Genomic DNA, 22,764 nt, shown 5'->3' on the forward strand with positions numbered 1-22,764 from the left:
CAGGGGTCGGATGTTGAGAGAGGTCGTAGCCACCCGCTACGTCGAACCCCTGACGTCCGGCGGCTCCGTCCCCGGCGTCGTCGAGGCCGACGACCTCGGCACCTATGTCGTGAAGTTCACCGGCTCCGCGCAGGGCCGCAAGGCGCTGGTCGCCGAGGTGATCGTCGGCGAACTGGCCCGCGCGCTGGGCCTGCGCTTCCCCGAGCTGGTCCTGGTGCACTTCGACCCCGCCGTCGCCGACAGCGAGCCGCACCAGGAGGTGCGGGACCTGCACACCGCCAGCGCCGGGGTCAATCTCGGCATGGACTATCTGCCGGGCGCCCGGGACTTCACCCCCGAGGTCGCGAAGACGTTCCCCGTGGACCCGCTGGAGGCGGGCCGGGTCGTCTGGCTGGACGCGCTCACCGCGAACGTCGACCGGACCGTGCACAGCTCGAACCTGATGGTCTGGCCGACCCTGGGCACCGTCCCGCCCCGGCTCTGGCTGATCGACCACGGCGCGGCCCTCGTCTTCCACCACCGCTGGGACGCCTCCGACCCCGAGCGGTCCTACGACCTGCGCCACCACGCGCTCGGCCAGTACGGCCCCGATGTGCGCGCCGCCGACGCCGAGCTGGCGCCGAAGGTCACCGAGGAGCTGCTGCGGCGGGTCGTGGGGGCGGTCCCGGACGCCTGGCTGGCCGCCGAACCTGACTTCGGCACGCCCGGTGAGGCCCGCGACGCCTATGTCGAGCATCTGCACGCGCGTGTGCGGGCGTCCGCCGCGTGGCTGCCCACCGGCTTCCCCACCCGGGAGGAGCTGGCCGCCGAGGAGAGCGAGCGGGCGGCGAGGACACAGCGAGGCCGGCCGGACTGGCTCAAGCGGGTCCCCGACCTGCACGGCAAGCCGGCCGCGGAACAGGATTGGTCGGTGCACCTGAAATGAGCGGCCGCGTCGAGATCGAGTACTGCACCCAGTGCGGCTGGCTGCCCCGCGCGGCCTGGCTGGCGCAGGAACTGCTCACCACCTTCGAGGCGGAGCTGTCCGAGCTGGCCCTGAGGCCGGGCAAGGGCGGGGTCTTCGTCGTCCGGGTCGACGGCGAGCCCGTCTGGGACCGGCGCGAGCAGGGCTTCCCCGAGCCCACGGCCGTCAAGCGCGCCGTACGCGACCGAGTGGCCCCGGGGAAGCCCCTGGGCCACTCGGACAGGACCGGTCCGGACGCCGTCAGCCCCTGAGCCGCTCGTACGCCGGCAGGGTCAGGAAGTCGGCGTAGTCGGCGTCCAGGGACACCTCCAGGAGCAGGTCGTGGGCCTGCTGCCAGTGGCCGGCCGCGAAGGCCTCCGCGCCGAGTTCGGCCTCGATGTTCCTCAGCTCCTCGGCGGCGATCCGGCGGGCCAGCTCGGGCGTCGCCTTCTCGCCGTTCTCGAACTCGACGCCCGCGTTGATCCACTGCCAGATCTGGGAGCGGGAGATCTCGGCCGTGGCCGCGTCCTCCATCAGGTTGAAGATGGCGACCGCGCCCATGCCGCGCAGCCAGGCCTCGATGTACCGGATGCCGACCTGGACGGCGTTGACCAGACCCGCGTACGTCGGCCGGGCGTCCAGCGAGTCGATCGCGATGAGGTCGGCCGCCTCCACGTGGACGTCCTCGCGCAGCCGGTCCTTCTGGTGCGGCTTGTCGCCGAGCACCTTGTCGAAGGACTCCATGGCGATCGGGACGAGGTCGGGGTGGGCGACCCAGGAGCCGTCGAAGCCGTCGGCGGCCTCCCGGTCCTTGTCGGCGCGGACCTTCTCGAACGCCACCTTGTTGACCTCGGCGTCCCGGCGGGACGGGATGAACGCCGCCATGCCGCCGATCGCGTGCGCCCCGCGCTTGTGGCAGGTGCGCACCAGGAGTTCGGTGTAGGCCCGCATGAACGGGGCCGTCATCGTGACCGCGTTGCGGTCCGGCAGGACGAACTTCGGCCCGCCGTCACGGAAGTTCTTGACGATGGAGAACAGGTAGTCCCAGCGGCCGGCGTTCAGCCCGGAGGCGTGGTCGCGCAGCTCGTGGAGGATCTCCTCCATCTCGTACGCGGCCGTGATCGTCTCGATGAGGACCGTGGCGCGGATGGTGCCCTGGGGGATGCCCAGGTAGTCCTGCGCGAACACGAACACGTCGTTCCACAGCCGCGCCTCGAGGTGCGACTCGGTCTTCGGCAGGTAGAAGTACGGGCCCTTGCCGAGGTCCAGCAGACGCTGGGCGTTGTGGAAGAAGTACAGGCCGAAGTCGACGAGGGCGCCGGGCACGGGCTGCCCGTCGAGCTGGAGGTGCCGCTCGCCCAGGTGCCAGCCGCGCGGGCGCATGACGACGGTGGCGAGCTTGTCGGCGGGGCGCAGGGCGTACGACTTGCCCGAGCCGGCGTCGGTGAAGTCGATGTTCCGGGTGTAGGCGTCGATCAGATTGAGCTGGCCGAGGACGACGTTCTCCCAGGTCGGCGCGGAGGCGTCCTCGAAGTCCGCGAGCCAGATCCGGGCGCCCGAGTTCAGGGCGTTGATCGTCATCTTGCGGTCGGTCGGGCCGGTGATCTCGACCCGGCGGTCCTGGAGCGCGGGCGGGCACTCGGCCACCTTCCAGGAGTCGTCGGCGCGGATCGCGGCCGTCTCCGGGAGGAAGTCGAGCGTGGAGGTGCGGGCGATCTCGGCGCGGCGCTCGGCACGGCGGGCGAGGAGGTCGTCACGGCGGGGTGTGAAGCGGCGGTGCAGCTCGGCCACGAAGGCGAGGGCCGCGTCGGTGAGGACCTCCTCCTGCCGGGGCAGGGGCTCGGCGTCGACGATGGCCAGCGGGGACGGCGCTGGTGCGGACATGAGCTGTCACTTCCTTCAGCGGGCTGGGGGACGAGCGGTCGAGCGTGGCACCGGGTGCCAGTCTTCCCGGATGCGGGGGTGAGCGCCCGCCGGACGGCCGGGGCGCTTCTGATCAGTGGATACTAGTTTCCTCATGGTGGAAGTTCAATGGTTTGTTGATATCGAGATTCTCCGGGTCGAGGAGAGGTGGCGCCGAGTGCCACCACGGTCACTCCAGGTGTGCCAGATCGGCCTCCGTGTCGATGTCGTACGGCCGTGCCACGTCCCCGCACTCGACGAGCGCCACCGACGCCGCGTGCTCCTTCAGATAGGCGCGCGCCCCCCGGTCCCCGGTGGCGGTCGTGGCGACACCGGCCCAGTGGTCCGAGCCGAACAGCACGGGATGCCCCCGGACCCCGTCGTAGACGGCGGAGACGAGCGACGACGGGTCCCGGTACGCCCTGAGGACCCGCGCGACCGCCTCCGGCCCGATGCCCGGCTGGTCGACCAGCAGCACGAGCGCCGCACGCGCGTCCGTACCGGCCAGCGAGTCAAGACCGGCCCGCAGCGACGAGCCCATCCCCTCGGCCCAGTCCGGGTTCTCCACCAGCACGCACCCGTCGAGCGCCGCCCGCTCGCGTACGTCCGCGGCGCGCGCCCCCAGGACGACATGCACGCGCGCGCAGCCGCCCGCGCGCAGTACCCCGGCGGCGTGCTCGACCAGGGGCCGGCCGCGATGCGGCAGCAGGGCCTTGGGCCGTCCGCCCAGTCGTCGTCCACCGCCGGCCGCGAGAAGCAGACCGGCCACCGGGAGGGCTTGTGAGTCCGTCATGCGTCCTGCATACCTGACACCTGCGCGACGAGCCGACCCGCAGGGCTGAATTTCCGTCCGCGCTGTGGCGGATCGGTACGGGGTGGCGTTTACTGACCGGCGTCCCCGGCGCCCGGAGGGGCGTTCGGCGAGGGCGCGCGGCTGGTGGCGCACAACGGCGTGCGAGGGGGAGAGCTTTGTTGCGGAGCTTGGGGCAGAGGTCGGTGACGGGTACGGGCGAGGACCCGAGGGTGGCGGAGCTGCGGACGGCCGTGTCCCGTCTGCGCCGCGAACTCGCCGCGCATCCGGTCGAGTTCCCCGACCGGGGGATCGCCGAGGAGGAACTGGCCGCGCTGGCCGCGATGACGGCCGACGGGGCGCCCGAGGCGCCGCGGCTGCGCCGGTCCTTACTGCTGATCGCCGGGGCCATCGGCTCGGTGAGCGCGCTGTCGCCCGGACTCACCCAGGTCCGCGACGCGGTGGAGATGTTCGGGTCACCGCCGCGCGGGCGGGGCTAGGTCGTGTCCTTCGCGATCTGGAGTGAGGCTCAGCTCGCCAGGCCGTGACGGAACGCGTAGACGACCGCCTGGACGCGGTCGCGCAGGTTCAGCTTGGTGAGGATGCGGGAGACGAACGTCTTCACCGTCTCCTGGCTGATGACGAGGGCGGCGGCGATCTCGCTGTTGGACAGGCCGTCCGCGATCAGCCGCAGCACCTCCAGCTCGCGGGGGGTGAGCGGAACGTCCTCGGGGGCGCCCTCGGTGGGGCGGATGCGGGTCGCGTACCGGCCGACGAGCTGCCGGGTCACCTCGGGGTCGAGAAGCGCCGCGCCCATGGCGACCGTGCGGATGCCGTGCAGCAGGCGGTCGGGCGGGGCGTCCTTGAGGAGGAAGCCGCTCGCTCCGGCACGCAGCGCCTCGTAGACGTACTCGTCGAGGTTGAACGTGGTGACCACGAGGACCTTGGCGGGGTGGGCGACCCCGGCCCCCGCCAGCAGGCGGGTGGCTTCGAGGCCGTCGAGGACCGGCATGCGGATGTCCATGACGACGACGTCCGGGTCCAGCTCGCGGGCGAGGTCGACTCCTTTCCGGCCGTCACCGCACTCGCCGACCACCTCCATGTCGGGCTGGGCGTCGATGATGGTGACCAGGCCCGTGCGGATCAGCGCCTGGTCGTCGCAGACGAGCACCCGGGTCGGTGCGGCCCCCGGGGGAGGAGGTGTGGTCACGAGCGGCCCCCGGCCGGTATCCGCGCCCGGACGACGAAGCCGCCGCCCGCGACGGCGCCCGCGCTGAACTCCCCGCCGAGCACGTCGACCCGCTCGCGCAGACCGGCCAGCCCCCGTCCGCCGCCACCGACGGCGGCGGCCCGTGAGCCGGTGCCGTCCGTGCTGACCTCCACGGTGATCTCCCTCTCGCCGTGCCGCACGGCGACCGAAGTGCGGCTGCCGTGAGCGTACTTGAGGGCGTTGGTGAGTGCTTCCTGCACCACCCGGTAGGCCACGAGGTCGGAACTGCCGGTGGACTCCGGCGGGGTGCCCTCCTCGGTGAACTCCACCGGCTGGCCCGCCCGGCGGGTCTGCTCCACGAGGGTCAGGACGCGCCCGACGGCCGGTGTCCTCGGCTCGGCCGCGGCATGATCGCCGTTCCCGGTGCCGTGATCGGGGTTGAGCAGGTCCAGCAGGTGCCGCAGATCGGTGATCGCCCGGCGCCCGGTGTCGGAGACGGCGCTCAGGGACTGCTCCAGCCGCTCGGGCGCGGCGGTCAGATAGCGGGCGGCCTCCGCCTGCACCACCATCGCCGTCACATGGTGGGTCACGACGTCGTGCAACTCCCGTGCGATCCGGGTGCGTTCGGCGTTCCGTGTCTCCACCGCGACCCGCTCGCGGCGTTCGGCCTCCGCCCGCCGGGTGGTGCGCAGCCAGCTCCCAGCGCCCCACGCGAGGCCCAGCGCCATGTAGAAGGTCGTGAACTCCGTGGCGGTCTCGCCCGTGCCGAGGCGGGAGAGGCCCACCGCCAGTGCCACGTACGCCACGGTGAGGCCGGCCAGGAAGAGCCGGCGGTGCCGTTCCAGGTGCGAGCCGGTGCTCACCAGCGCGACGCCCAGCGCGGAGGCCGCGAACGTGTGGTAGCCGAGGAGCTGGTCGGCGGCGAACCCGCCCGACACCAGGGTCAGGGAGACGGCCGGCCACCGCCGGCGCACCGCAAGGGGCAGGGACTCCAGGAGGATCACGACGACGGCCAGGGCGTCGTGCGGGCGGTCGGGGACACCCCCGATGACCGTTCCGTTGCCGCGGAGGGCCGGGAGGAAGGAACCGATCAGGAGGAGCAGCCCGAACGGAAGGTCCCGGACGACGACGTCCAGCCGGTACCAGACTCCACCGACTCGCTTCCGGGCGCTGTCCGGACGGTGCCGGATGCCGTCCGGGCGGGACTCGCTGGCCAACGGCCGGAGCCGGAGCCCGGCCGTCCGGAACCCGGCACCGCTCTCGCGGGGTCCGGCTCCGGCCGACCGGTGCTCCGGCGAACCGGCGGATCGCTGATCCGTCATCGGGCGAGCGTCGCGAGGCTGTCGACGCGCTCGGCGCGGCGCCGGGGGACGATGGTGCCGCGGCGGTGGGCCACGACCAGGAAGCCGACCGTCAGCAGCGCGCCGAAGAGCACCGAGTAGACGCTCGCCTCGGGACCGAACTCGCCGCCCGTGATCAGGTGGTTGCCCGACAGGGTGGAGTCCAGCAGGCCGTGGGTCTCGCCGCTGCCCGAGACCTGGGTGCTGAAGACGCCGGACTCCATGAAGTTCCAGGCGAAGTGCACGCCGATGGGCAGCCACAGGGTGCGGGTGGCGGCGTAGGCGGCGGCGAGCATGGCGCCGGCCTCGATGGCGATGGCCAGGGCACCGGTGACGGTGGCGTCGTCGTTGAGGAGGTGCATGGCGCCGAACACGAGGCCGGACAGTATCAGCGCGATGTAGGTGCCCGTGCCGCGTTCCAGCAGCCGGAACAGCAGTCCGCGGAAGATGATCTCCTCCGTCGTGGCGGCGGCCGCCATGAAGCCGATCAGCCCGATGGCCCCGCTCACCGAGTCGATGCCGTGGACCTCGTAGTCACCGAGGAGGTAGATGTTGCCGATGACGCAGAGGAACATCAGCGTGCCGATGACCAGGCCCCGGAAGGCCGCGCCCACCGCGCCCTCCCCCCGCAGTTCGGTCACCTCGCGGTTCTCGGTGCGCCGTACGGCCCACCGGTAGACGAAGGTCATCACGGCCACGGTGAAGGCGCCCACCAGGAGCGAGAGCCAGGGGTTGTCCTTCACCCCGTTGGCGAGACCGCCGCACAGCGCGTAGACCGCGAAGACGACGACGATCTGCAGGACTGTCTTCCAGGCTTTCATGACGTGGACTCCCCTTGCCGGTTCCGACTCCGGTTCCTTCTCCGACCCGCGGCCCGGCGTTCCGCGGTGAGTCGAACACTAGGAATTCGGGGTCGGGGGAGTCGTCACCGTGGAGTGGACACTCGCTTGTGGCTCGCGCGGGGGACAGCGGGGCGGGACGTCCCCCGGAAGGGGCTCACGTGCTGTGGGACGCGGCCGGTGTCCGTCAGGACTGGTTCTGGCTGGCCAGTGCCTCGGCCAGTTCACCGGCGATCTGCTGGAGCACCGGCACGATCCGCTCCGTCGCCGCCTCGGTGACCCGGCCCGCCGGGCCCGAGATCGAGATGGCGGCCGGGGTGGGGGAGTCGGGCACGGGCACCGCGAGACAGCGCACCCCGATCTCCTGCTCGTTGTCGTCGACGGCGTAGCCGGTGCGGCGCACGTCCTCCAGTGCCGCGAGGAAGCCGTCGGGCGTGGTGATCGTGCGCTCCGTGGCGGCCGGCATACCGGTCCGCGACAGCAGCGCGCGCACCTCGTCGGCCGGGAAGTCGGCGAGCAGGGCCTTGCCGACGCCCGTGGAGTGCGGGAGGACGCGCCGACCCACCTCGGTGAACATGCGCATCGAGTGCTTGGACGGCACCTGCGCGACATAGACGATCTCGTCGCCGTCGAGCAGGGCCATGTTGGCGGTCTCGCCGGTCTCCTCGACCAGGCGGGCCAGGTAGGGGCGGGCCCAGGTGCCCAGCAGCCGGGAGGCGGACTCGCCGAGCCGGATCAGCCGCGGGCCGAGCGCGTACCGGCGGTTGGGCTGCTGGCGGACGTATCCGCAGGCCACCAGGGTGCGCATCAGACGGTGGATGGTCGGCAGGGGCAGACCGCTGCTGGCGGACAGTTCGCTCAGGCCGACCTCGCCTCCGGCGTCCGCCATCCGCTCCAGCAGGTCGAAGGCGCGCTCCAGGGACTGGACGCCGCCGCTGGACCGGGCGGAGTCGGTGGTGCTGGCGCTGGACGTCGGCACGGCGCGTTCCTTTCGGGACCGGAGAGGGCAGAAGCCTACCCGCCGGTCGGTCGACTCCCCGTGAGGGCGTCTACACGTTCTGCGTGCCGGAAGTGTAATTCCGCTCTACGGAACTGTCCAGAGCCGCGAGGTGAGGTGCACTGTGGAGAAGTGTGCCCTTGACGGCGCCGCGACGGGAGTGAAGACTCCTTCAACAGAACGTTGAATTCCCGTGGTCCGAGTGGCCATGGGAACCAAGGCGGCAGAGAGGGGTCCGGGTGTCCGACGTCGAACTGGTGCTGCGCTCGACGCGCGTCATCACCCCGGAGGGGACACGGCCCGCCTCGGTCGCCGTCGCCGCCGGAAAGATCACGGCCGTCCTCCCGTACGACGCCGGCGTCCCGTCCGGCGCCCGGCTGGAGGACCTCGGCGACGACGTCCTGCTGCCCGGCCTCGTCGACACGCACGTCCACGTCAACGACCCCGGGCGCACCGAGTGGGAGGGGTTCTGGACCGCCACGCGCGCCGCGGCGGCCGGCGGCATCACCACCCTCGTCGACATGCCGCTCAACTCCCTCCCGCCCACCACGACCGTCGACCATCTGCGCGTCAAGCGGAAGACGGCCGCCGACAAGGCGCACGTCGACGTCGGCTTCTGGGGCGGCGCCCTGCCCGGCAACACCGGGGACCTGCGCCCGCTGCACGAGGCCGGGGTGTTCGGCTTCAAAGCGTTCCTGTCGCCGTCCGGCGTGGACGAGTTCCCACACCTCGAACAGGGCCAACTCGCCCGCTCCCTGGCCGAGATCGCCTCCTTCGGCGGACTGCTCATCGTCCACGCCGAGGATCCGCACCACCTCGACGCCGCCCCCCAGCGGGGCGGCCCCCGGTACGCCGACTTCCTCGCCTCCCGGCCCCGGGACGCCGAGGACACGGCGATCGCCCGGCTGATCGACCAGGCCAGACGCCTCGACGCGCGCGTGCACGTCCTGCACCTGTCCTCCGCCGACGCGCTGCCGCTGATCGCCCAGGCCCGGCGGGACGGCGTACGCATCACCGTCGAGACCTGCCCGCACTACCTCACCCTGACCGCCGAGGAAGTCCCGGACGGCGCCAGCGAGTTCAAGTGCTGCCCGCCCATCCGCGAGGCCGCCAACCAGGACCTGCTGTGGCAGGCCCTGGCGGACGGCACCGTCGACTGCGTGGTGACCGACCACTCGCCGTCCACGGCCGACCTCAAGACCGACGACTTCGCCACCGCCTGGGGCGGTATCTCCGGTCTCCAGCTGAGCCTGGCCGCCGTATGGACGGAGGCGCGCCGGCGCGGCCACGGCCTGGAGGACGTTGTCCGCTGGATGTCCACCCGGACCGCCGAACTGGTCGGCCTCGGCCAGAAGGGCGCCATCGAGGCTGGCCGCGACGCCGACTTCGCCGTGCTCGCCCCCGACGCGGCCTTCACCGTGGACCCGGCCGCCCTCCAGCACCGCAACCGTGTGACGGCGTACGCGGGCAGGACCCTGCACGGGGTCGTGCGCTCCACCTGGCTGCGCGGCGAACGCATCTACTCCGACGGCGAGTTCACCGACCCGAAGGGACGCCTCCTCACCCGGGCCGGCCGGCTCCCCACCGACGACGAAAGGCAGACCTGATCACCGTGACGGCGATCCCCAGCTTCACCGGCGACGCACGCCCCTACGGCGGCGGCGACCCGTACGCGGACTACCGCACCGCCGACTTCGACTTCACCCGCCACGCCGATCTCGCCGACCGGCGGCTCGGCGCCGCCGTGATCGCCGCCAACGACGAGTTCTTCGCCCAGCGCGAGAACCTCCTGCTGCCCGGGCGGGCCGAGTTCGACCCCGAGCACTTCGGCCACAAGGGCAAGATCATGGACGGCTGGGAGACCCGGCGGCGGCGCGGCGCCTCGGCCGAGCACCCGTGGCCGACGGCCGAGGACCACGACTGGGCGCTGGTGCGCCTCGGCGCCCCCGGCGTGATCCGCGGCATCGTCGTCGACACGGCCCACTTCCGCGGCAACTACCCGCAGGCGGTGTCCGTCGAGGGCGCCGCCGTGCCGGGCTCGCCGTCGCCCGAGGAACTGCTCGGAGACGACGTGAAGTGGACGACCCTCGTCCCGCGCACCCCGGTCGGCGGCCACGCCGCGAACGGCTTCGCCGTCGCCGTCGAGCAGCGCTTCACCCACCTCCGGGTCAACCAGCATCCCGACGGCGGCATAGCGCGTCTGCGCGTGTACGGCGAGGTCGTGCCCGATCCCGCGTGGCTGGCGGCCCTCGGCACCTTCGACGTCGTCGCCCTGGAGAACGGCGGCCGGGTCGAGGACGCCTCGGACCTCTTCTACTCGCCCGCCACCAACACCATCCAGCCGGGCCGCTCCCGCAAGATGGACGACGGCTGGGAGACCCGCCGGCGCCGCGACCGGGGCCACGACTGGATCCGCTACCGGCTGGCGGCCCAGGCCGAGATCCGGGCCGTCGAGATCGACACCGCGTATCTCAAGGGCAACAGCGCGGGCTGGGCGTCGGTGTCGGTCCGGGACGGCGAGAGCGGCGAGTGGACGGAGATCGTCCCGCGCACCCGCCTCCAGCCCGACACCGACCACCGCTTCGTCCTGCCGGCCCCGGCCGTCGGCACGCACGCGCGCGTGGACATCTTCCCGGACGGCGGCATCTCCCGGCTGCGTCTGCACGGCTCCCTGACCGAGCAGGGCGCCGCGCGACTTCGTGCCCGCCACCAGGAACTCGGCGGCTAGGGTCTTTCGTCTGGATCAGGCCGGATCAGGGTGCGGTGCCAGACCCCGCGAGCCCGGCGTGATCCAAACGAGAGGCCCCAGGGAACGGTCTCGCCCCGCGGCCGTGGTGCTGTGGGGGGTCCGCGGGGCGAGCGATCGGTGGTGCCTTGCCGTCAGGCGTCAGGCGTCAGGCGTCAGGCGTCAGCAGCCGTAGTCGATCAGGTCGAAGGACGCGTAGTGGTCGGCCGTGTAGTAGTCCTCCTGCGGCTCCTCACCGGTGACGATGCGCCGCGCGCCCCGGGTGTCGGAGCCCGGCGTGATCACCGTGTACTCGTGGTAGTAGCCGGTCGACTGGCTCGGCAGGATGGCTTCCCGGTTCTGGAAGACGGTGCCGTCCTGTTCGAAGGGGAAGGGGCCGCCCTGCTCGATGAGGTCCAGGGTGTCGTGGGCCTGCGAGGGCAGGGCGCTCTGGCAGATGCTCCCGACCGCCGCCGCCGCGGGGGTGGCGGACACCGTGCCGCCCACGAGGAGGGCGGACAGCAGCGCCGCCGCGGAGCCGATGCGTGTGAGGTGTGGGGGGAATCTCATGGCCGTATGATGACGCGCGTAGAAGATGGCATGTCAACGTCAACCTCGCGGTTCTCCGCCGGATGTCCCCTCAATTTTCACGCCGTTGCCATCGGCGCGCGAGGCGGTCAGCCTGACTCCCGGTTCTCCGCCACCGCGAACAGCGCGATCGCCAGTACCAGCAGGACCACGCTCGCGTAGATCTCGTAGCCGTCGAGGAATCCGACGCGCTGCACCAGACCCCAGTGCCAGTCGGTGAACTCGTGGACCAGGCCCATGACGCCCTGGACGAGACAGATGAACCCCAGGAACTCCAGCAACTGCTTCATGCCCCGACTCTCGCCGCCCGGCGCCCCGCGCACATCGGCCACCGGGCGCGGACGGTAAGGCCGAAGTCGACGGTCCGGGCGGAGCGATGCCACCAAAGTCTGCGGTGCCGCGACTTTGGTCGCCGATGCCGTCGCGGGACCGCCGCCGGTTCCCCGCGCTGCGTAGATTTGTCGACTGTGAACCCCGATACGCAACAGCCCGCACCGCAGCTCCTCGTGGGGCGGCGCTGGCTGCTGCCCTCCGCCCTGGCGAAGGAGTTCGACCTCGATCCCGACCGCCCCGGCCGGCCCCGGCGCACGGCCCGCGACTGGGTGGTCGACTTCGGCTGCTTCCTGCTGGCCGTGTTCCTCGGCCTGGTCACCGCGGACACCGTGGCACGGGAGGACATCCCGAGCGGCCTCGCCGCCGCCGACCAGCTGATCGGCGCCCTGGCCTGCGCCGCCGTATGGCTCCGGCGCCGCTGGCCGCTCGGGCTCGCCGTCGCCCTGGTCCCCGTGTGCTTCGTGTCGAACACCGCGGGCGGCGCGGGCGTCGTCGCCCTGTTCACCCTCGCCGTGCACCGGCCCTTCCGGTACGTGGCCTGGGTCGCCGGCGCGTCGGTGGCGCTGAGCCCGCTGTACTTCTGGCTGCGCCCCGACCCCGACCTCCCGTTCGCCTCGGCCGTCGTCCTGGTCGTGGTCCTCACCGGCGCCGTCGTCGGCTGGGGCATGTTCGTCCGGTCCAAGCGGCAGCTCATGGTGAGCCTGCGCGACCGTGCGCGGCGCGCCGAGACGGAGGCCCGGCTGCGCGCCGAGCAGGCGCAGAGGCTGGCCCGCGAGGCCATCGCCCGCGAGATGCACGACGTCCTCGCGCACCGGCTGACCCTGCTCAGCGTGCACGCGGGCGCGCTGGAGTTCCGCCCCGACGCGCCCCGCGACGAGATCCAGCGGGCGGCCGGCGTCATCCGGGAGAGCGCCCACGAGGCCCTGCAGGACCTGCGCGAGATCATCGGCGTCCTGCGGGCCGGCGAGTCCGACGACTCCGGCCGGCCCCAGCCGACGCTCGCCGCGCTGGAGGGCCTGGTCGCCGAGTGCCGCGAGGCCGGCATGAAGGTCACCCTCGACCAGCGCGTCCCCGACCGGGCCGGCGTACCGGCCTCCGTGGGCCGCACCGCCTACCGCATCGTCCAGGAGGGGCTGACGAACGCCCGCAAGCACGCCCCCGGCACCGAGGTCACGGTGACGGTCACCGGCGTGCCCGGCGAGGGCCTGACGGTGGCGGTGCGCAACGGGGCGCCCCAGGGGGAGGTGCCGCCCGTGCCCGGCTCCGGCCAGGGGCTCATCGGGCTGCGCGAGCGCGCGACACTGGCGGGCGGGCGGCTCGAGCACGGGCCCGCCGCCGACGGGGGGTTCGGCATCCGGGCCTGGCTGCCGTGGGGGTGAACCCGGGTGTCCCGGACGTCCGGGACCGGCCCGCTCCCGCGCACCGGACGACCGTGATTACGTGAGGGCCATGACTGCCATCAGACTGCTTCTCGTCGACGACGACCCGCTGGTCCGGGCCGGGCTGTCCCTCATGCTGGGCGGCGCCGACGACATCGAGATCGTCGGCGAGGCCGCCGACGGAGCCGACGTCGGACCGCTGGCCGACCGCACCCGGCCCGACGTCGTCCTGATGGACATCCGTATGCCCGGCGTCGACGGCCTCACCGCCACGGAACGGCTGCGCGCCCGGCAGGACCCGCCGCAGGTCGTGCTGCTGACCACGTTCCACGCCGACGAGCAGGTGCTGCGCGCCCTGCGCGCCGGGGCCGCCGGGTTCGTACTGAAGGACACCCCGCCCGCCGAGATCGTCGACGCGGTGCGCAGGGTGGCCGCCGGCGACCCGGTCCTGTCGCCCACCGTGACCCGGCAGCTGATGGACCACGCCGCCGGCACGGCCGCCGACACCCGCCGCGCCCACGCGCGCGAGCGGCTGACCGCCCTCAACGACCGTGAGCGCGAGGTCGCCGTCGCCGTCGGCCGGGGCCTGTCCAACGCCGAGATCGCCGGGGAGCTGTACATGAGCGTCGCGACCGTGAAGACCCACGTCTCCCGGGTCCTGGCCAAGCTGGACCTCAACAACCGGGTGCAGATCGCGCTGCTGACGTACGACGCGGGGCTCCTGGTGGAGGTCGACGACGTCAACGACTAGAGGGGCGCCTCACAGGGCGGCGGTCGTCGTTCCGCCCGGGAGCTCGCCGAGGGCCACCGGTCTTCGATCGCGCCGGGACAGCTCGCACGCCTCGGAGATCCGCAGCGCCTGCAGGGCCTCCCGCCCGTCGCAGGGGTTGGCCCGTTCGCCGCGCACGACCTCGACGAAGGCGTTCAGCTCGGCCTCGTAGGCGGGGCCGAACCGCTCCAGGAACCCGGTCCACGGCTTGTCCGCGGCGGGCGGCCCGGTCGGCTCGGTGGACGCGATCGGCGTACGGTCGTCCAGGCCGACCACGACCTGGTCCAGCTCGCCGGCCAGCTCCATGCGCACGTCGTACCCGGCGCCGTTCAGCCGGGTCGCCGTGGCCGTGGCCAGCGTGCCGTCCTCCAGCGTCAGCACCGCCGCAGCCGTGTCCACGTCGCCCGCCTCGCGGAACATCACGGGACCGGCGTCCGAACCGGCCGCGTACACGTCCACGACCTCCCGCCCGGTCACCCAGCGCAGCATGTCGAAGTCGTGGATCAGCGTGTCCCGGTAGAGCCCGCCCGACAGCGGCAGCCACGCGGCGGGCGGCGGCGCCTGGTCGCTGGTGAGGGCCCGCACGGTGTGCAGCCGCCCCAGCCGGCCGGACCGCACCGCCTCCCGCGCCCCGGCGTACCCGGCGTCGAAGCGGCGCTGGAACCCCATCTGCAGAATCGTCCCGGCCGTCTCCACCTCGGCGATGGCCTGCAGCGTCCCCGGCAGATCGAGCGCGATCGGCTTCTCGCAGAACACCGGCAGACCCGAGCGGGCCGACCGGCCGATCAGCTCGGCGTGCGCGGAGGTCGCCGTGGTGATCACCACCGCGTCCACACCCCACCGGAAGATCTCGTCCATACCCGGCGCCGCCGTCTCGCCGAGCCGCTGGGCCAGCTCCTGGGCGCGTGACGGATTCGCGTCCGTGAGGATCAGCGACCCGACGTCACGATGGCGACTGAGCGTGTTCGCGTGGATGGTGCCGATGCGGCCCGTCCCGATGACCCCGATGCGCATGGAAACAAAGTGCGCGTTCGGTGTGGACGCTGTCAATGACAATGTCCGGACAATCGAACTACACAACTTCCCGTCAATGGGTCGTAGAGCTACAGTCGGGCCGTGCCGAAACCAGAAGTGGACCCGACCGTGGAACTCGAGCTGAGCGTGGACCGGAGCAGTCCGGTGCCGCTGTACTTCCAGCTGTCGCAGCAGCTCGAGGCCGCCATCGAGCACGGAGCGCTCACGCCCGGCAGCCTGCTCGGCAACGAGATCGAACTCGCCGCGCGCCTCGGTCTGTCCCGTCCCACCGTCCGCCAGGCCATCCAGTCCCTGGTCGACAAGGGTCTGCTGGTGCGCCGTCGCGGCGTCGGCACCCAGGTCGTGCACAGCCAGGTCAAGCGCCCGCTGGAGCTCAGCAGCCTCTACGACGACCTGGAGTCGGCGGGGCAGCGTCCCGCGACCAGCGTCCTCGTCAACACCGTGGTCCCCGCGTCCGCCGAGGTCGCGGCCGCCCTGGGGGTCCCCGAGGGCAGCGATGTGCACCGGATCGAACGGCTGCGCCTCGCGCACGGCGAACCGATGGCCCACCTGTGCAACTTCCTGCCGCCCGGCCTGCTGGACCTGGACACCGAGCAGCTCGAGGCCACCGGCCTGTACCGGCTGATGCGCGCCGCCGGGATCACCCTGCACAGCGCCCGGCAGACCATCGGGGCCCGCGCCGCCACCGCCGCCGAGGCCGACCGCCTCGCCGAGAAGGAGGGCGCCCCGCTGCTCACGATGCAGCGGGTGACGTTCGACGACACCGGCCGCGCGGTCGAGTACGGCACCCACACCTACCGGCCGAGCCGCTACTCGTTCGAGTTCCAGCTCCTCGTACGGTCCTGACCGGACCGGCCGGTACGTAGCAATGTCAGGACAAATGGACGGCCACTTCGCGTGTCCCGGCGCCCACCTCCCGCTGCGCATTCCCGCCCGATCCGGGTCACTCGCGGCAACCGTCCCATTGTTCCCCCGCTCGGCACCCCGTGTGGGCGTGCGGCAGAATCGGGCCTGATGAGCACCTACCGCGACTTCACCGCACCGATCGGCTCCCGCCGGGCTCCCGTTCTGCGAACGGTCGGCTCCAGAGAGCGCCGCTCGCATCTGTCGGCTCCCCGCGTGCCCACCGTGGGCATCGACATCGGCGGCACCAAGGTGATGGCGGGCGTCGTGGACGCGGACGGCAACATCCTGGAGAAGCTCCGCACGGAGACGCCGGACAAGTCCAAGAGCCCGAAGGTCGTCGAGGACACGATCGTGGAGCTGGTCCTGGACCTCTCCGACCGCCACGACGTGCACGCCGTCGGCATCGGCGCGGCCGGCTGGGTCGACGCCGACCGCAACCGCGTCCTGTTCGCCCCCCATCTGTCGTGGCGCAACGAACCGCTGCGCGACCGTCTCGCGGGCCGCCTCGCCGTGCCCGTCCTGGTCGACAACGACGCCAACTCCGCCGCCTGGGCCGAGTGGCGCTTCGGCGCCGGACGCGGCGAGGACCACCTCGTCATGATCACCCTCGGCACCGGCATCGGCGGCGCGATCCTGGAGGACGGGCAGGTCAAGCGCGGCAAGTACGGCGTCGCCGGAGAGTTCGGCCATATGCAGGTCGTGCCCGGCGGCCACCGCTGCCCCTGCGGCAACCGCGGCTGCTGGGAGCAGTACAGCTCGGGCAACGCACTCGTCCGCGAGGCCCGCGAGCTGGCCGCCGCCGACTCCCCGGTGGCCTACGGGATCATCGAGCACGTCAAGGGCCAGATCTCCGACATCACCGGGCCGATGATCACCGAGCTCGCCCGCGAGGGCGACGCCATGTGCATCGAACTGCTCCAGGACATCGGCCAGTGGCTCGGCGTCGGCATCGCCAACCTGGCCGCCGCCCTCGACCCGTCCTGCTTCGTCATCGGAGGCGGGGTCTCCGCCGCCGACGACCTGCTCATCGGCCCCGCGCGGGACGCCTTCAAGCGCCAGCTCACCGGCCGCGGCTACCGCCCCGAGGCCCGTATCGCCCGCGCCCAGCTCGGCCCCGAGGCCGGCATGGTCGGCGCCGCCGACCTGGCCCGCCTGGTCGCCCGGCGCTTCCGCCGCGCCAACCGGCGCCGCGTCGAGCGCTACGAGCGGTACGCGCGCTTCACGGAGTCCCGCCGGACCTCCCAGGGGTCGGCGTGACCGTGTCCGTACCCCGTCAGGCCGACTCCCCGGACGAGCCGAAGCAGCCCACCGAGGACCGCCGCCACCGCAACCGCCGCCGCGCGCTCACGCTGCTCATCATCGTGCTGCTCATCGGCGTCCCCGCCGGCTATCTGGTCATCTCCGCCAACCAGAGCCGTGACAGCGGCAAGGACAAGGAGGCCAAGTACTCGGCGACCGGCCTCACCGCGGGCTGGCCCGCCCGTGTCCAGCGCCACATCTACAAGGTCACCATCCCGGTCCCGTCGTACAAGGTCGCCTACTACGAGACCAACAACTGGAAGACCAGCCGGCTCTACGTCCAGTTCGAGACCGTCCCCGCCGGACTCGACTCCTATCTGAAGACGATGGGGCTCGACCGGGGCGACCTGAAGCGGGACGACTTCACCATCAGCGCCCGCGACCAGAAGATCACCGGCTGGAAGTTCACCGGCGAGGGACCCTGGTACGGCGTCGTGGACAAGCGGAAGAACCCGGCACCCACCCACGACATCGTGGTGAACCTCGCCGATCCGCAGAAGCCCTTCGTGTTCGTCGTCGCCCGCACCGTCCCGTAGCCCGCGGACACGGCCCAGGGGCGCCCGCCCCGGTGGCCGGGGCCGATTGTCAGACCCCGCCCGTAGAGTCGGAGACAGTCGGTCCGACGTCGGGGAGGGAGGTGACAGGACGTATGAGCAGCGCACCCGCGACGACCGTGAGCACGGACGAGAGCGTGCCGCCCGTCCGGCTCGCCGCCGTGTTCCTGCCCGCACCGCTCCCGCGCGAGGGCCGGATCGCGTTCTGGGACCCGCGGGGCGGCCCCCTGCCCTCCCCGGACGGCGAGCTCACCGTCGTACGGCCGCACGGATCCACGGTCCGCCGCCGCACCACCCCGTCGCTGACCCTGCCCCTCACCGAGGCGCTGCCCCTGCTCGTCCGAGCCCGGCACGACCCGGCCGCCCACCCCGCCACCGCCTGCTGGGGCGCCGCCGCCCTGCACGCCCTGCGGCTCACCGCGCGCGGCCGCCTCCTGCCCGGCCTGACCTCCACCGGCCACGACGCCTGGCGGGCCGGCCCCCTCGACCCCGACGACATCACCCACCTGCGGGCGATCGCCGCCGCCCTGCCCCCCGAGGGGCATGCCGTCCCGCTGCCCGGCCCGGGTCCGCTGCGGCTGCCCGACCCCGAGGCGCTCCTGCGGTCCTTCCTGGACGCCGTCGCCGACACCCTGCCCCGCACCCCGGCCGCTTCCCACGCCGCCGGCCGCCCCTTCGCCGCGCGCGAGGCGCAGCCCCTGCCCACCGCGCAGGCCTGGGCGGCCGAGGTCGCCGCCGGCATGGACGCGGGCGTACGCATCTCGCTGCGCCTCGACCTGTCGGCGCACACCCTGTTCGACGAGGACGGGGGCGGCTCACGCAGCGCGGGCGCCGCGATCGTCCAGGTGCACAGCCTCGCCGACCCCACCCTCGTGGCCGACGCCGCCGCCCTGTGGTCCGGCGAGGCGGACGCCGCCTTCGGGCCCCGCGCCCGCATCGACGCCGCGCTCGCCGTCCGGCGTGCCGCCCGCGTCTGGCCGCCGCTCGACCGCCTGGCCGAGCAGGACGCCCCCGACGTCCTCGCCCTGTCCGACGAGGAGCTCGGCGATCTCCTCGGCGTCGCGGCGACCCGCCTCGCCGCGGCCGGCGTCGCCGTGCACTGGCCGCGGGACCTCGCCCAGGACCTCAGCGCCGCCGCCGTCGTACGGCCCGCCCCCGGCTCCGCCACCGACGGCACCGGCTTCTTCGAGAGCGAGGCACTGCTCCAGTTCCGCTGGCAACTGGCCATCGGCGGCGACCCGCTCACCGAGGCCGAGATGGACGCGCTCGCCGAGGCGCACCGCCCGGTCGTCCGGCTCCGCGACCAGTGGGTGCTCGTCGACCCGGCCCTCGTCCGCAAGGCCCGCAAACGCGAACTCGGGCTCCTCGACCCGGTCGACGCCCTGTCCGTCGCCCTCACCGGCACCGCCGAGGTCGACGGCGAGACCGTCGAGGCCGTACCGGTCGGCGCCCTCGCGGCCCTGCGCGACCGCCTCACCGCCGGGATCCGCCCGGCCGAGCCCCCGCCCGGACTGCGGGCCACCCTGCGCGACTACCAGCTGCGCGGCCTGGCCTGGCTGGACCTCATGACCTCGCTCGGGCTCGGCGGCTGCCTCGCCGACGACATGGGCCTCGGCAAGACGATCACCGTCATCGCCCTGCACCTCAAGCGCGCCCGCACCGCGCCCACCCTGGTCGTCTGCCCGGCCTCCCTGCTCGGCAACTGGCAGCGGGAGATCAACCGGTTCGCCCCCGGCGTCCCCGTCCGCCGCTTCCACGGCCCGGACCGCACCCTGGACGACCTCGACGGCGGCTTCGTCCTCACCACCTACGGCACCATGCGCTCGGCCGCGCCCACGCTCGCCGCCGCCGACTGGGGCATGGTCGTCGCCGACGAGGCCCAGCACGTCAAGAACCCCTACTCGGCGACCGCGAAGGCGCTGCGCACCATCCCGACACCGGCGCGCGTCGCCCTGACCGGCACCCCCGTCGAGAACAACCTCTCCGAGCTGTGGGCCCTGCTCGACTGGACGACCCCGGGCCTGCTCGGCCCCCTGAAGTCCTTCCGCGCCCGCCACGCGCGCGCCGTGGAGAACGGCGAGGACGAGGAGGCGGTCGAGCGGCTGGCCCGCCTGGTCCGGCCGTTCCTGCTGCGCCGCAGGAAGTCCGACCCCGGGATCGTCCCCGAGCTGCCGCCCAAGACCGAGACGGACCACCCGGTGCCGCTCACCCGCGAACAGGCCGCGCTGTACGAGGCGGTGGTGCGCGAGTCGCTGATCGCCATCGAGACCGCCGAGGGCATGGCCCGCCGGGGCCTCGTGCTGAAGCTGCTGACGTCGCTGAAGCAGATCTGCGACCACCCCGCGCTCTACCTGAAGGAGGACCCGTCGGGCGAGCGCCTCGCTCTCCGCTCCGGGAAGCTGGCACTCCTGGACGAACTGCTCGACACCCTGCTCGCGGAGGACGGCTCGGCGCTGGTCTTCACGCAGTACGTCGGGATGGGCCGGCTGATCACCTCCCACCTCGCCTCCCGGGCCGTCCCGGTGGAGATGCTCCACGGCGGCACCCCGGTCCCGGAGCGGGAGCGGATGGTGGACCGCTTCCAGAGCGGCGCGACCCCGGTCCTCGTGCTCTCCCTCAAGGCGGCCGGCACCGGGCTGAACCTGACGCGTGCGGGCCATGTCGTCCACTTCGACCGCTGGTGGAACCCCGCCGTGGAAGAGCAGGCCACCGACCGCGCCTACCGCATCGGCCAGACTCAGCCGGTCCAGGTCCACCGGCTCATCACCGAGGGCACCATCGAGGACCGCATCGCCGAGATGCTCGCCTCCAAGCGGGCCCTGGCCGACGCGATCCTCGGCACCGGCGAGTCCGCCCTCACGGAGCTGACGGACCGTGAGCTGACCGACCTGGTGTCGCTGAGGAGGGAGTCATGACGGGGGGCGACGAGCGCGCGCAGAGCCCCGCCGATGCGGCCCGGGAGGCGTTGCGGGCCGCCCGGGAGAGGCGTGAGGCGGAGCGGGAGGCGGGTGCCGACGGCGAGGTGTCCGGCGGCGGGTCCGCGCGGGCCGAGGTCCGGCCGGGGGACGCGGCTCGTGCGGCGCTTCGGCGGGCTGCGTCGGCGTCGGCGCCGGATGCGGATACCGGTTCGGAAGCGCGTGCCGACGCCGGTTCCGGTTCCGATGCCGGTGAAGGTGCGACCGCCGGTCACCGCTCGGCGCGGCGGGCCGCCGAGGGGGCGGCTGTCGGTCCCAGCCCGGCGCGGCGGGCCGCCGAGGGGGCCAGGGAGGCGCTGCGCGCTGCCCTGGAGGAGCGGCGGCGGGCCGCGGAGGAGGCCGCTCGGGAGGGCCGGGACGCAGCACGTCGGCCCCTGCGCGCGGCGCCCAGTGGCGCGGCGGGGGAGCGGACGGGAGGGGGAGAGGCCCAGGACACCGCCGCCCAGCGTGCCCGCGAGGTCAGACGCCTGGTGGCGGGCGCTTTCCGGATGCCGTCCTGGGACGAGGGGGACGACGCCGAGCGCCGCGACGATCCGGGCCGCGCCGACCTTGCCGACGACACCGGCAGCGCCGACCGTGCCGACGGCGCCGGCCGCGCTGGGAGTGCCGACGGTGCCGACCGTGTCGGCCACTCCAGCCGTGTCGGCCACTCCGGCCGTGCCGACCGCCCCGGCGACGCCGACGACCTGGGGTCCGACCCGGCCCCGGCGTCACGCACCGACTCCACGATCCGAGCCGCCGACGACGCGCCCCCGGCCGAGCCGTCCCGTACCCCAACCCCCGCCCCGGACCCCGCCCCGCCGGCCACCCCCCAGGTGCCCCGCTCCATGGCCGCCCCCGGCCGGGACGGTGAACTGCGGCGTACGTTCCCGGCGTTCGCGCCGCGTCCGACGGACGACGCCGGGTTCGCGGAGACCTGGTGGGGCAACGCCTGGGTGGCGGCTCTGGAGGAGGGCGCCCTGGACGTCAAGCGCCTGGCCCGGGGCCGCGGTTACGCACAGGAGGGACATGTCGACGCCATCACGGTGACACCGGGGCTGGTGCTGGCGTACGTGCGCGGCAGCCGACCGAGGCCATACCGCGTGCAGGTGCGGCTGCGGACGCTCGGCGACGACGACTGGGCGCGGTTCCTGGACGCCGTGACCGAGCGCCCGGCGCATATCGCGGCGCTGCTCGACAAGGAGATGCCGCAGTCCCTCGCCGAGGGGGACGTGCCGCTGCTGCCGGGTCCGGGTGACCTCGACCCCCGGTGCAGCTGCCCCGACCGGGGGCACCCCTGCAAGCACGCGGCGGCGCTCTGCTACCAGACGGCACGTCTGCTGGACGCCGACCCGTTCGTGCTGTTCCTGCTGCGCGGCCGGGGCGAGCGCGAACTGCTCGACGCGCTGTCCCGGCGCAACGCCGCGCGCGCGGCCCGTGCCGCGCAGGAACGGGAACCGGCGCCCCTGGCGGGCGTACGCGCCACCGAGGCACTGTCACCCGAACGCCGGCTCGCGCCGTTGCCGCCGCCCTTGCCCGCCCTGTCGCACCCCGAGCAGCCTCCGGTGTATCCGGCGGCGCCGGGCGGCCCGGACCCCTTCGCGCTGGATCAGCTGGCCACGGACGCGGCGGCCCGGGCGCACACCCTGCTGCAGTCCGGCCGGGACCCGGTCGGCGGGCTGACGCTCTGGCAGGACGCCGTACGGCTCGCCGCCGCCCGCCCCGGTTCCGGCCTCACCGCCGGCAGCCGTGCGCTGTACGCCTCGCTCGCCTCGGCGGCCGGCCGTACGACGGCGGACCTCGCCCGGGCCGTCGCCGCCTGGCGCCAGGGGGGTCTGGAGGGGCTGTCCGTCCTCGAGGAGCCGTGGGACCCACCGGCGGGCCGCTTCGACCGGGCCCGGCCACTGCTTCTGGCCGCCGACCTGCCCGCGTTCCGGCCCTGGCGCAACCACCTCACCCATCCGCGTGGACACGTCCAGCTCCGCCTGGGCCGGGACGGCTTCTGGTACCCGTACGAGTCCGAGCCGGGCCGGGACGACTGGTGGCCCCGGGGGACCCCCGACCTGGACCCGGTCGGCGCCCTCACGGGACTCGGCGCCGCCCAGGACTGACGCCGAGCCCGGCCTCGGCGGCCTCGGTCGTCAGGCCGGTCAAGTCGGTCAGGCCGGTCAGGTGGTTCACCACGCTCACCACGCCGTCGA

At 73.4% G+C, this 22,764-nt stretch carries 21 protein-coding genes; 12 read left to right on the forward strand and 9 right to left on the reverse strand.

Features of this window, described 5'->3' with window-relative positions; translation table 11 throughout:
• Nucleotides 1-10: 10 nt before the first annotated feature.
• Both KBY32_RS19195 and KBY32_RS19200 read left to right on the forward strand, forming a co-directional pair.
• Nucleotides 11-925, forward strand: coding sequence for a HipA family kinase (locus tag KBY32_RS19195; protein ID WP_210980922.1), 915 nt, complete (start codon nucleotides 11-13; stop codon nucleotides 923-925).
• Entirely contained in the window at nucleotides 922-1,215 is a 294-nt protein-coding gene (locus KBY32_RS19200; RefSeq protein ID WP_210980923.1) for a SelT/SelW/SelH family protein, read from the forward strand. The genes KBY32_RS19195 and KBY32_RS19200 overlap by 4 nt, the downstream gene beginning before the upstream one ends.
• Here the strand turns inward: KBY32_RS19200 and aceB are convergent.
• Both aceB and KBY32_RS19210 read right to left on the reverse strand, forming a co-directional pair.
• Entirely contained in the window at nucleotides 1,205-2,827 is a 1,623-nt protein-coding gene (aceB, locus tag KBY32_RS19205) for a malate synthase A (protein ID WP_210980924.1), read from the reverse strand. The two genes, KBY32_RS19200 and aceB, sit on opposite strands and share 11 nt — an antisense overlap.
• A 208-nt stretch (nucleotides 2,828-3,035) precedes the next feature.
• Entirely contained in the window at nucleotides 3,036-3,638 is a 603-nt protein-coding gene (locus KBY32_RS19210; protein WP_210980925.1) for an NTP transferase domain-containing protein, read from the reverse strand.
• A gap of 176 nt (nucleotides 3,639-3,814) precedes the next feature.
• Here KBY32_RS19210 and KBY32_RS19215 point away from each other — a divergent pair, with 176 nt between their 5' ends.
• A complete protein-coding gene (locus tag KBY32_RS19215) occupies nucleotides 3,815-4,135 on the forward strand; it encodes a DUF5955 family protein (protein ID WP_115504620.1) in 321 nt (106 codons plus the stop codon).
• A 29-nt stretch (nucleotides 4,136-4,164) separates the two neighbouring features.
• On the opposite strand, the gene KBY32_RS19220 is transcribed toward KBY32_RS19215, so the two are convergent.
• The 4 genes from KBY32_RS19220 to KBY32_RS19235 form a co-directional block, all read right to left on the reverse strand.
• A complete protein-coding gene (locus tag KBY32_RS19220) occupies nucleotides 4,165-4,845 on the reverse strand; it encodes a response regulator transcription factor (protein ID WP_210980926.1) in 681 nt (226 codons plus the stop codon).
• A complete protein-coding gene (locus tag KBY32_RS19225; RefSeq protein ID WP_210980927.1) occupies nucleotides 4,842-6,167 on the reverse strand; it encodes a sensor histidine kinase in 1,326 nt (441 codons plus the stop codon). Before KBY32_RS19225 ends, KBY32_RS19220 begins: the two co-directional genes overlap by 4 nt.
• Nucleotides 6,164-7,006 carry a CPBP family intramembrane glutamic endopeptidase gene (locus KBY32_RS19230; protein ID WP_210980928.1) on the reverse strand — a complete coding sequence of 281 codons (843 nt, stop codon included), beginning with the start codon at nucleotides 7,004-7,006 and terminating at the stop codon, nucleotides 6,164-6,166. The genes KBY32_RS19225 and KBY32_RS19230 overlap by 4 nt, the downstream gene beginning before the upstream one ends.
• A 205-nt stretch (nucleotides 7,007-7,211) precedes the next feature.
• Complete coding sequence (locus tag KBY32_RS19235) at nucleotides 7,212-8,003, reverse strand: IclR family transcriptional regulator (protein WP_055619456.1); 792 nt, start codon at nucleotides 8,001-8,003, stop codon at nucleotides 7,212-7,214.
• 257 nt (nucleotides 8,004-8,260) lie between these two features.
• Between KBY32_RS19235 and allB the strand changes: the two genes are divergently transcribed.
• Together allB and alc are read left to right on the forward strand one after the other, a co-directional pair.
• Entirely contained in the window at nucleotides 8,261-9,628 is a 1,368-nt protein-coding gene (gene allB, locus KBY32_RS19240; protein WP_210980929.1) for an allantoinase AllB, read from the forward strand.
• 5 nt (nucleotides 9,629-9,633) lie between these two features.
• Entirely contained in the window at nucleotides 9,634-10,749 is a 1,116-nt protein-coding gene (gene alc, locus KBY32_RS19245) for an allantoicase (RefSeq protein WP_210980930.1), read from the forward strand.
• A gap of 180 nt (nucleotides 10,750-10,929) precedes the next feature.
• On the opposite strand, the gene KBY32_RS19250 is transcribed toward alc, so the two are convergent.
• Together KBY32_RS19250 and KBY32_RS19255 are read right to left on the reverse strand one after the other, a co-directional pair.
• Nucleotides 10,930-11,316 (reverse strand): ribonuclease domain-containing protein, encoded by a 387-nt coding sequence (locus KBY32_RS19250; protein ID WP_210980931.1) that lies wholly within the window; start codon nucleotides 11,314-11,316, stop codon nucleotides 10,930-10,932.
• 107 nt (nucleotides 11,317-11,423) lie between these two features.
• On the reverse strand, nucleotides 11,424-11,624 hold the full coding sequence (locus KBY32_RS19255) for a hypothetical protein (protein WP_055619452.1): 201 nt from the start codon (nucleotides 11,622-11,624) through the stop codon (nucleotides 11,424-11,426).
• Nucleotides 11,625-11,792: 168 nt separating this feature from the next.
• On the opposite strand from KBY32_RS19255, the gene KBY32_RS19260 reads away from it, so the two are divergent.
• Both KBY32_RS19260 and KBY32_RS19265 read left to right on the forward strand, forming a co-directional pair.
• The gene (locus KBY32_RS19260; protein ID WP_247689676.1) at nucleotides 11,793-13,046 is read left to right on the forward strand and encodes a histidine kinase; all 1,254 of its coding nucleotides are present in this window, start codon (nucleotides 11,793-11,795) and stop codon (nucleotides 13,044-13,046) included.
• 70 nt (nucleotides 13,047-13,116) lie between these two features.
• Nucleotides 13,117-13,797: a response regulator transcription factor gene (locus KBY32_RS19265; RefSeq protein ID WP_210980933.1), complete on the forward strand. Its 681-nt coding sequence runs from the start codon at nucleotides 13,117-13,119 to the stop codon at nucleotides 13,795-13,797.
• 9 nt (nucleotides 13,798-13,806) lie between these two features.
• On the opposite strand, the gene KBY32_RS19270 is transcribed toward KBY32_RS19265, so the two are convergent.
• Nucleotides 13,807-14,829 (reverse strand): Gfo/Idh/MocA family oxidoreductase, encoded by a 1,023-nt coding sequence (locus KBY32_RS19270; protein ID WP_210980934.1) that lies wholly within the window; start codon nucleotides 14,827-14,829, stop codon nucleotides 13,807-13,809.
• Between the two features lie 129 nt (nucleotides 14,830-14,958).
• Between KBY32_RS19270 and KBY32_RS19275 the strand changes: the two genes are divergently transcribed.
• The 5 genes from KBY32_RS19275 (at nucleotide 14,959) to KBY32_RS19295 (ending at nucleotide 22,674) form a co-directional block, all read left to right on the forward strand.
• Nucleotides 14,959-15,696 carry a GntR family transcriptional regulator gene (locus KBY32_RS19275; protein ID WP_199835346.1) on the forward strand — a complete coding sequence of 246 codons (738 nt, stop codon included), beginning with the start codon at nucleotides 14,959-14,961 and terminating at the stop codon, nucleotides 15,694-15,696.
• A gap of 168 nt (nucleotides 15,697-15,864) precedes the next feature.
• A complete protein-coding gene (locus KBY32_RS19280) occupies nucleotides 15,865-17,013 on the forward strand; it encodes an ROK family glucokinase (RefSeq protein WP_055619448.1) in 1,149 nt (382 codons plus the stop codon).
• Nucleotides 17,010-17,591 carry a hypothetical protein gene (locus KBY32_RS19285; protein WP_055619447.1) on the forward strand — a complete coding sequence of 194 codons (582 nt, stop codon included), beginning with the start codon at nucleotides 17,010-17,012 and terminating at the stop codon, nucleotides 17,589-17,591. Before KBY32_RS19280 ends, KBY32_RS19285 begins: the two co-directional genes overlap by 4 nt.
• A gap of 113 nt (nucleotides 17,592-17,704) precedes the next feature.
• Entirely contained in the window at nucleotides 17,705-20,524 is a 2,820-nt protein-coding gene (locus KBY32_RS19290; protein ID WP_210980935.1) for a DEAD/DEAH box helicase, read from the forward strand.
• On the forward strand, nucleotides 20,521-22,674 hold the full coding sequence (locus tag KBY32_RS19295; protein WP_210980936.1) for an SWIM zinc finger family protein: 2,154 nt from the start codon (nucleotides 20,521-20,523) through the stop codon (nucleotides 22,672-22,674). The genes KBY32_RS19290 and KBY32_RS19295 overlap by 4 nt, the downstream gene beginning before the upstream one ends.
• The last annotated feature ends 90 nt before the right edge of the window (nucleotides 22,675-22,764 follow it).

Origin of the sequence: Streptomyces sp. RK62 (assembly GCF_018070255.1) — a bacterium.
GTDB classification, from domain to species: domain Bacteria; phylum Actinomycetota; class Actinomycetes; order Streptomycetales; family Streptomycetaceae; genus Streptomyces; species Streptomyces nigra.

What these genes read in the sequence shown, in the direction of transcription:
- KBY32_RS19195 (WP_210980922.1), top strand. Translation starts at nt 11, where the DNA reads ATGTTGAGAGAGGTCGTAGCCACCCGCTACGTCGAACCCCTGACGTCC.
- KBY32_RS19200 (WP_210980923.1), top strand. Translation starts at nt 922, where the DNA reads ATGAGCGGCCGCGTCGAGATCGAGTACTGCACCCAGTGCGGCTGGCTG.
- aceB (WP_210980924.1), bottom strand. Translation starts at nt 2,827, where the DNA reads ATGTCCGCACCAGCGCCGTCCCCGCTGGCCATCGTCGACGCCGAGCCC.
- KBY32_RS19210 (WP_210980925.1), bottom strand. Translation starts at nt 3,638, where the DNA reads ATGACGGACTCACAAGCCCTCCCGGTGGCCGGTCTGCTTCTCGCGGCC.
- KBY32_RS19225 (WP_210980927.1), bottom strand. Translation starts at nt 6,167, where the DNA reads ATGACGGATCAGCGATCCGCCGGTTCGCCGGAGCACCGGTCGGCCGGA.
- KBY32_RS19230 (WP_210980928.1), bottom strand. Translation starts at nt 7,006, where the DNA reads ATGAAAGCCTGGAAGACAGTCCTGCAGATCGTCGTCGTCTTCGCGGTC.
- KBY32_RS19250 (WP_210980931.1), bottom strand. Translation starts at nt 11,316, where the DNA reads ATGAGATTCCCCCCACACCTCACACGCATCGGCTCCGCGGCGGCGCTG.
- KBY32_RS19255 (WP_055619452.1), bottom strand. Translation starts at nt 11,624, where the DNA reads ATGAAGCAGTTGCTGGAGTTCCTGGGGTTCATCTGTCTCGTCCAGGGC.
- KBY32_RS19265 (WP_210980933.1), top strand. Translation starts at nt 13,117, where the DNA reads ATGACTGCCATCAGACTGCTTCTCGTCGACGACGACCCGCTGGTCCGG.
- KBY32_RS19270 (WP_210980934.1), bottom strand. Translation starts at nt 14,829, where the DNA reads ATGCGCATCGGGGTCATCGGGACGGGCCGCATCGGCACCATCCACGCG.
- KBY32_RS19280 (WP_055619448.1), top strand. Translation starts at nt 15,865, where the DNA reads ATGAGCACCTACCGCGACTTCACCGCACCGATCGGCTCCCGCCGGGCT.
- KBY32_RS19290 (WP_210980935.1), top strand. Translation starts at nt 17,705, where the DNA reads ATGAGCAGCGCACCCGCGACGACCGTGAGCACGGACGAGAGCGTGCCG.
- KBY32_RS19295 (WP_210980936.1), top strand. Translation starts at nt 20,521, where the DNA reads ATGACGGGGGGCGACGAGCGCGCGCAGAGCCCCGCCGATGCGGCCCGG.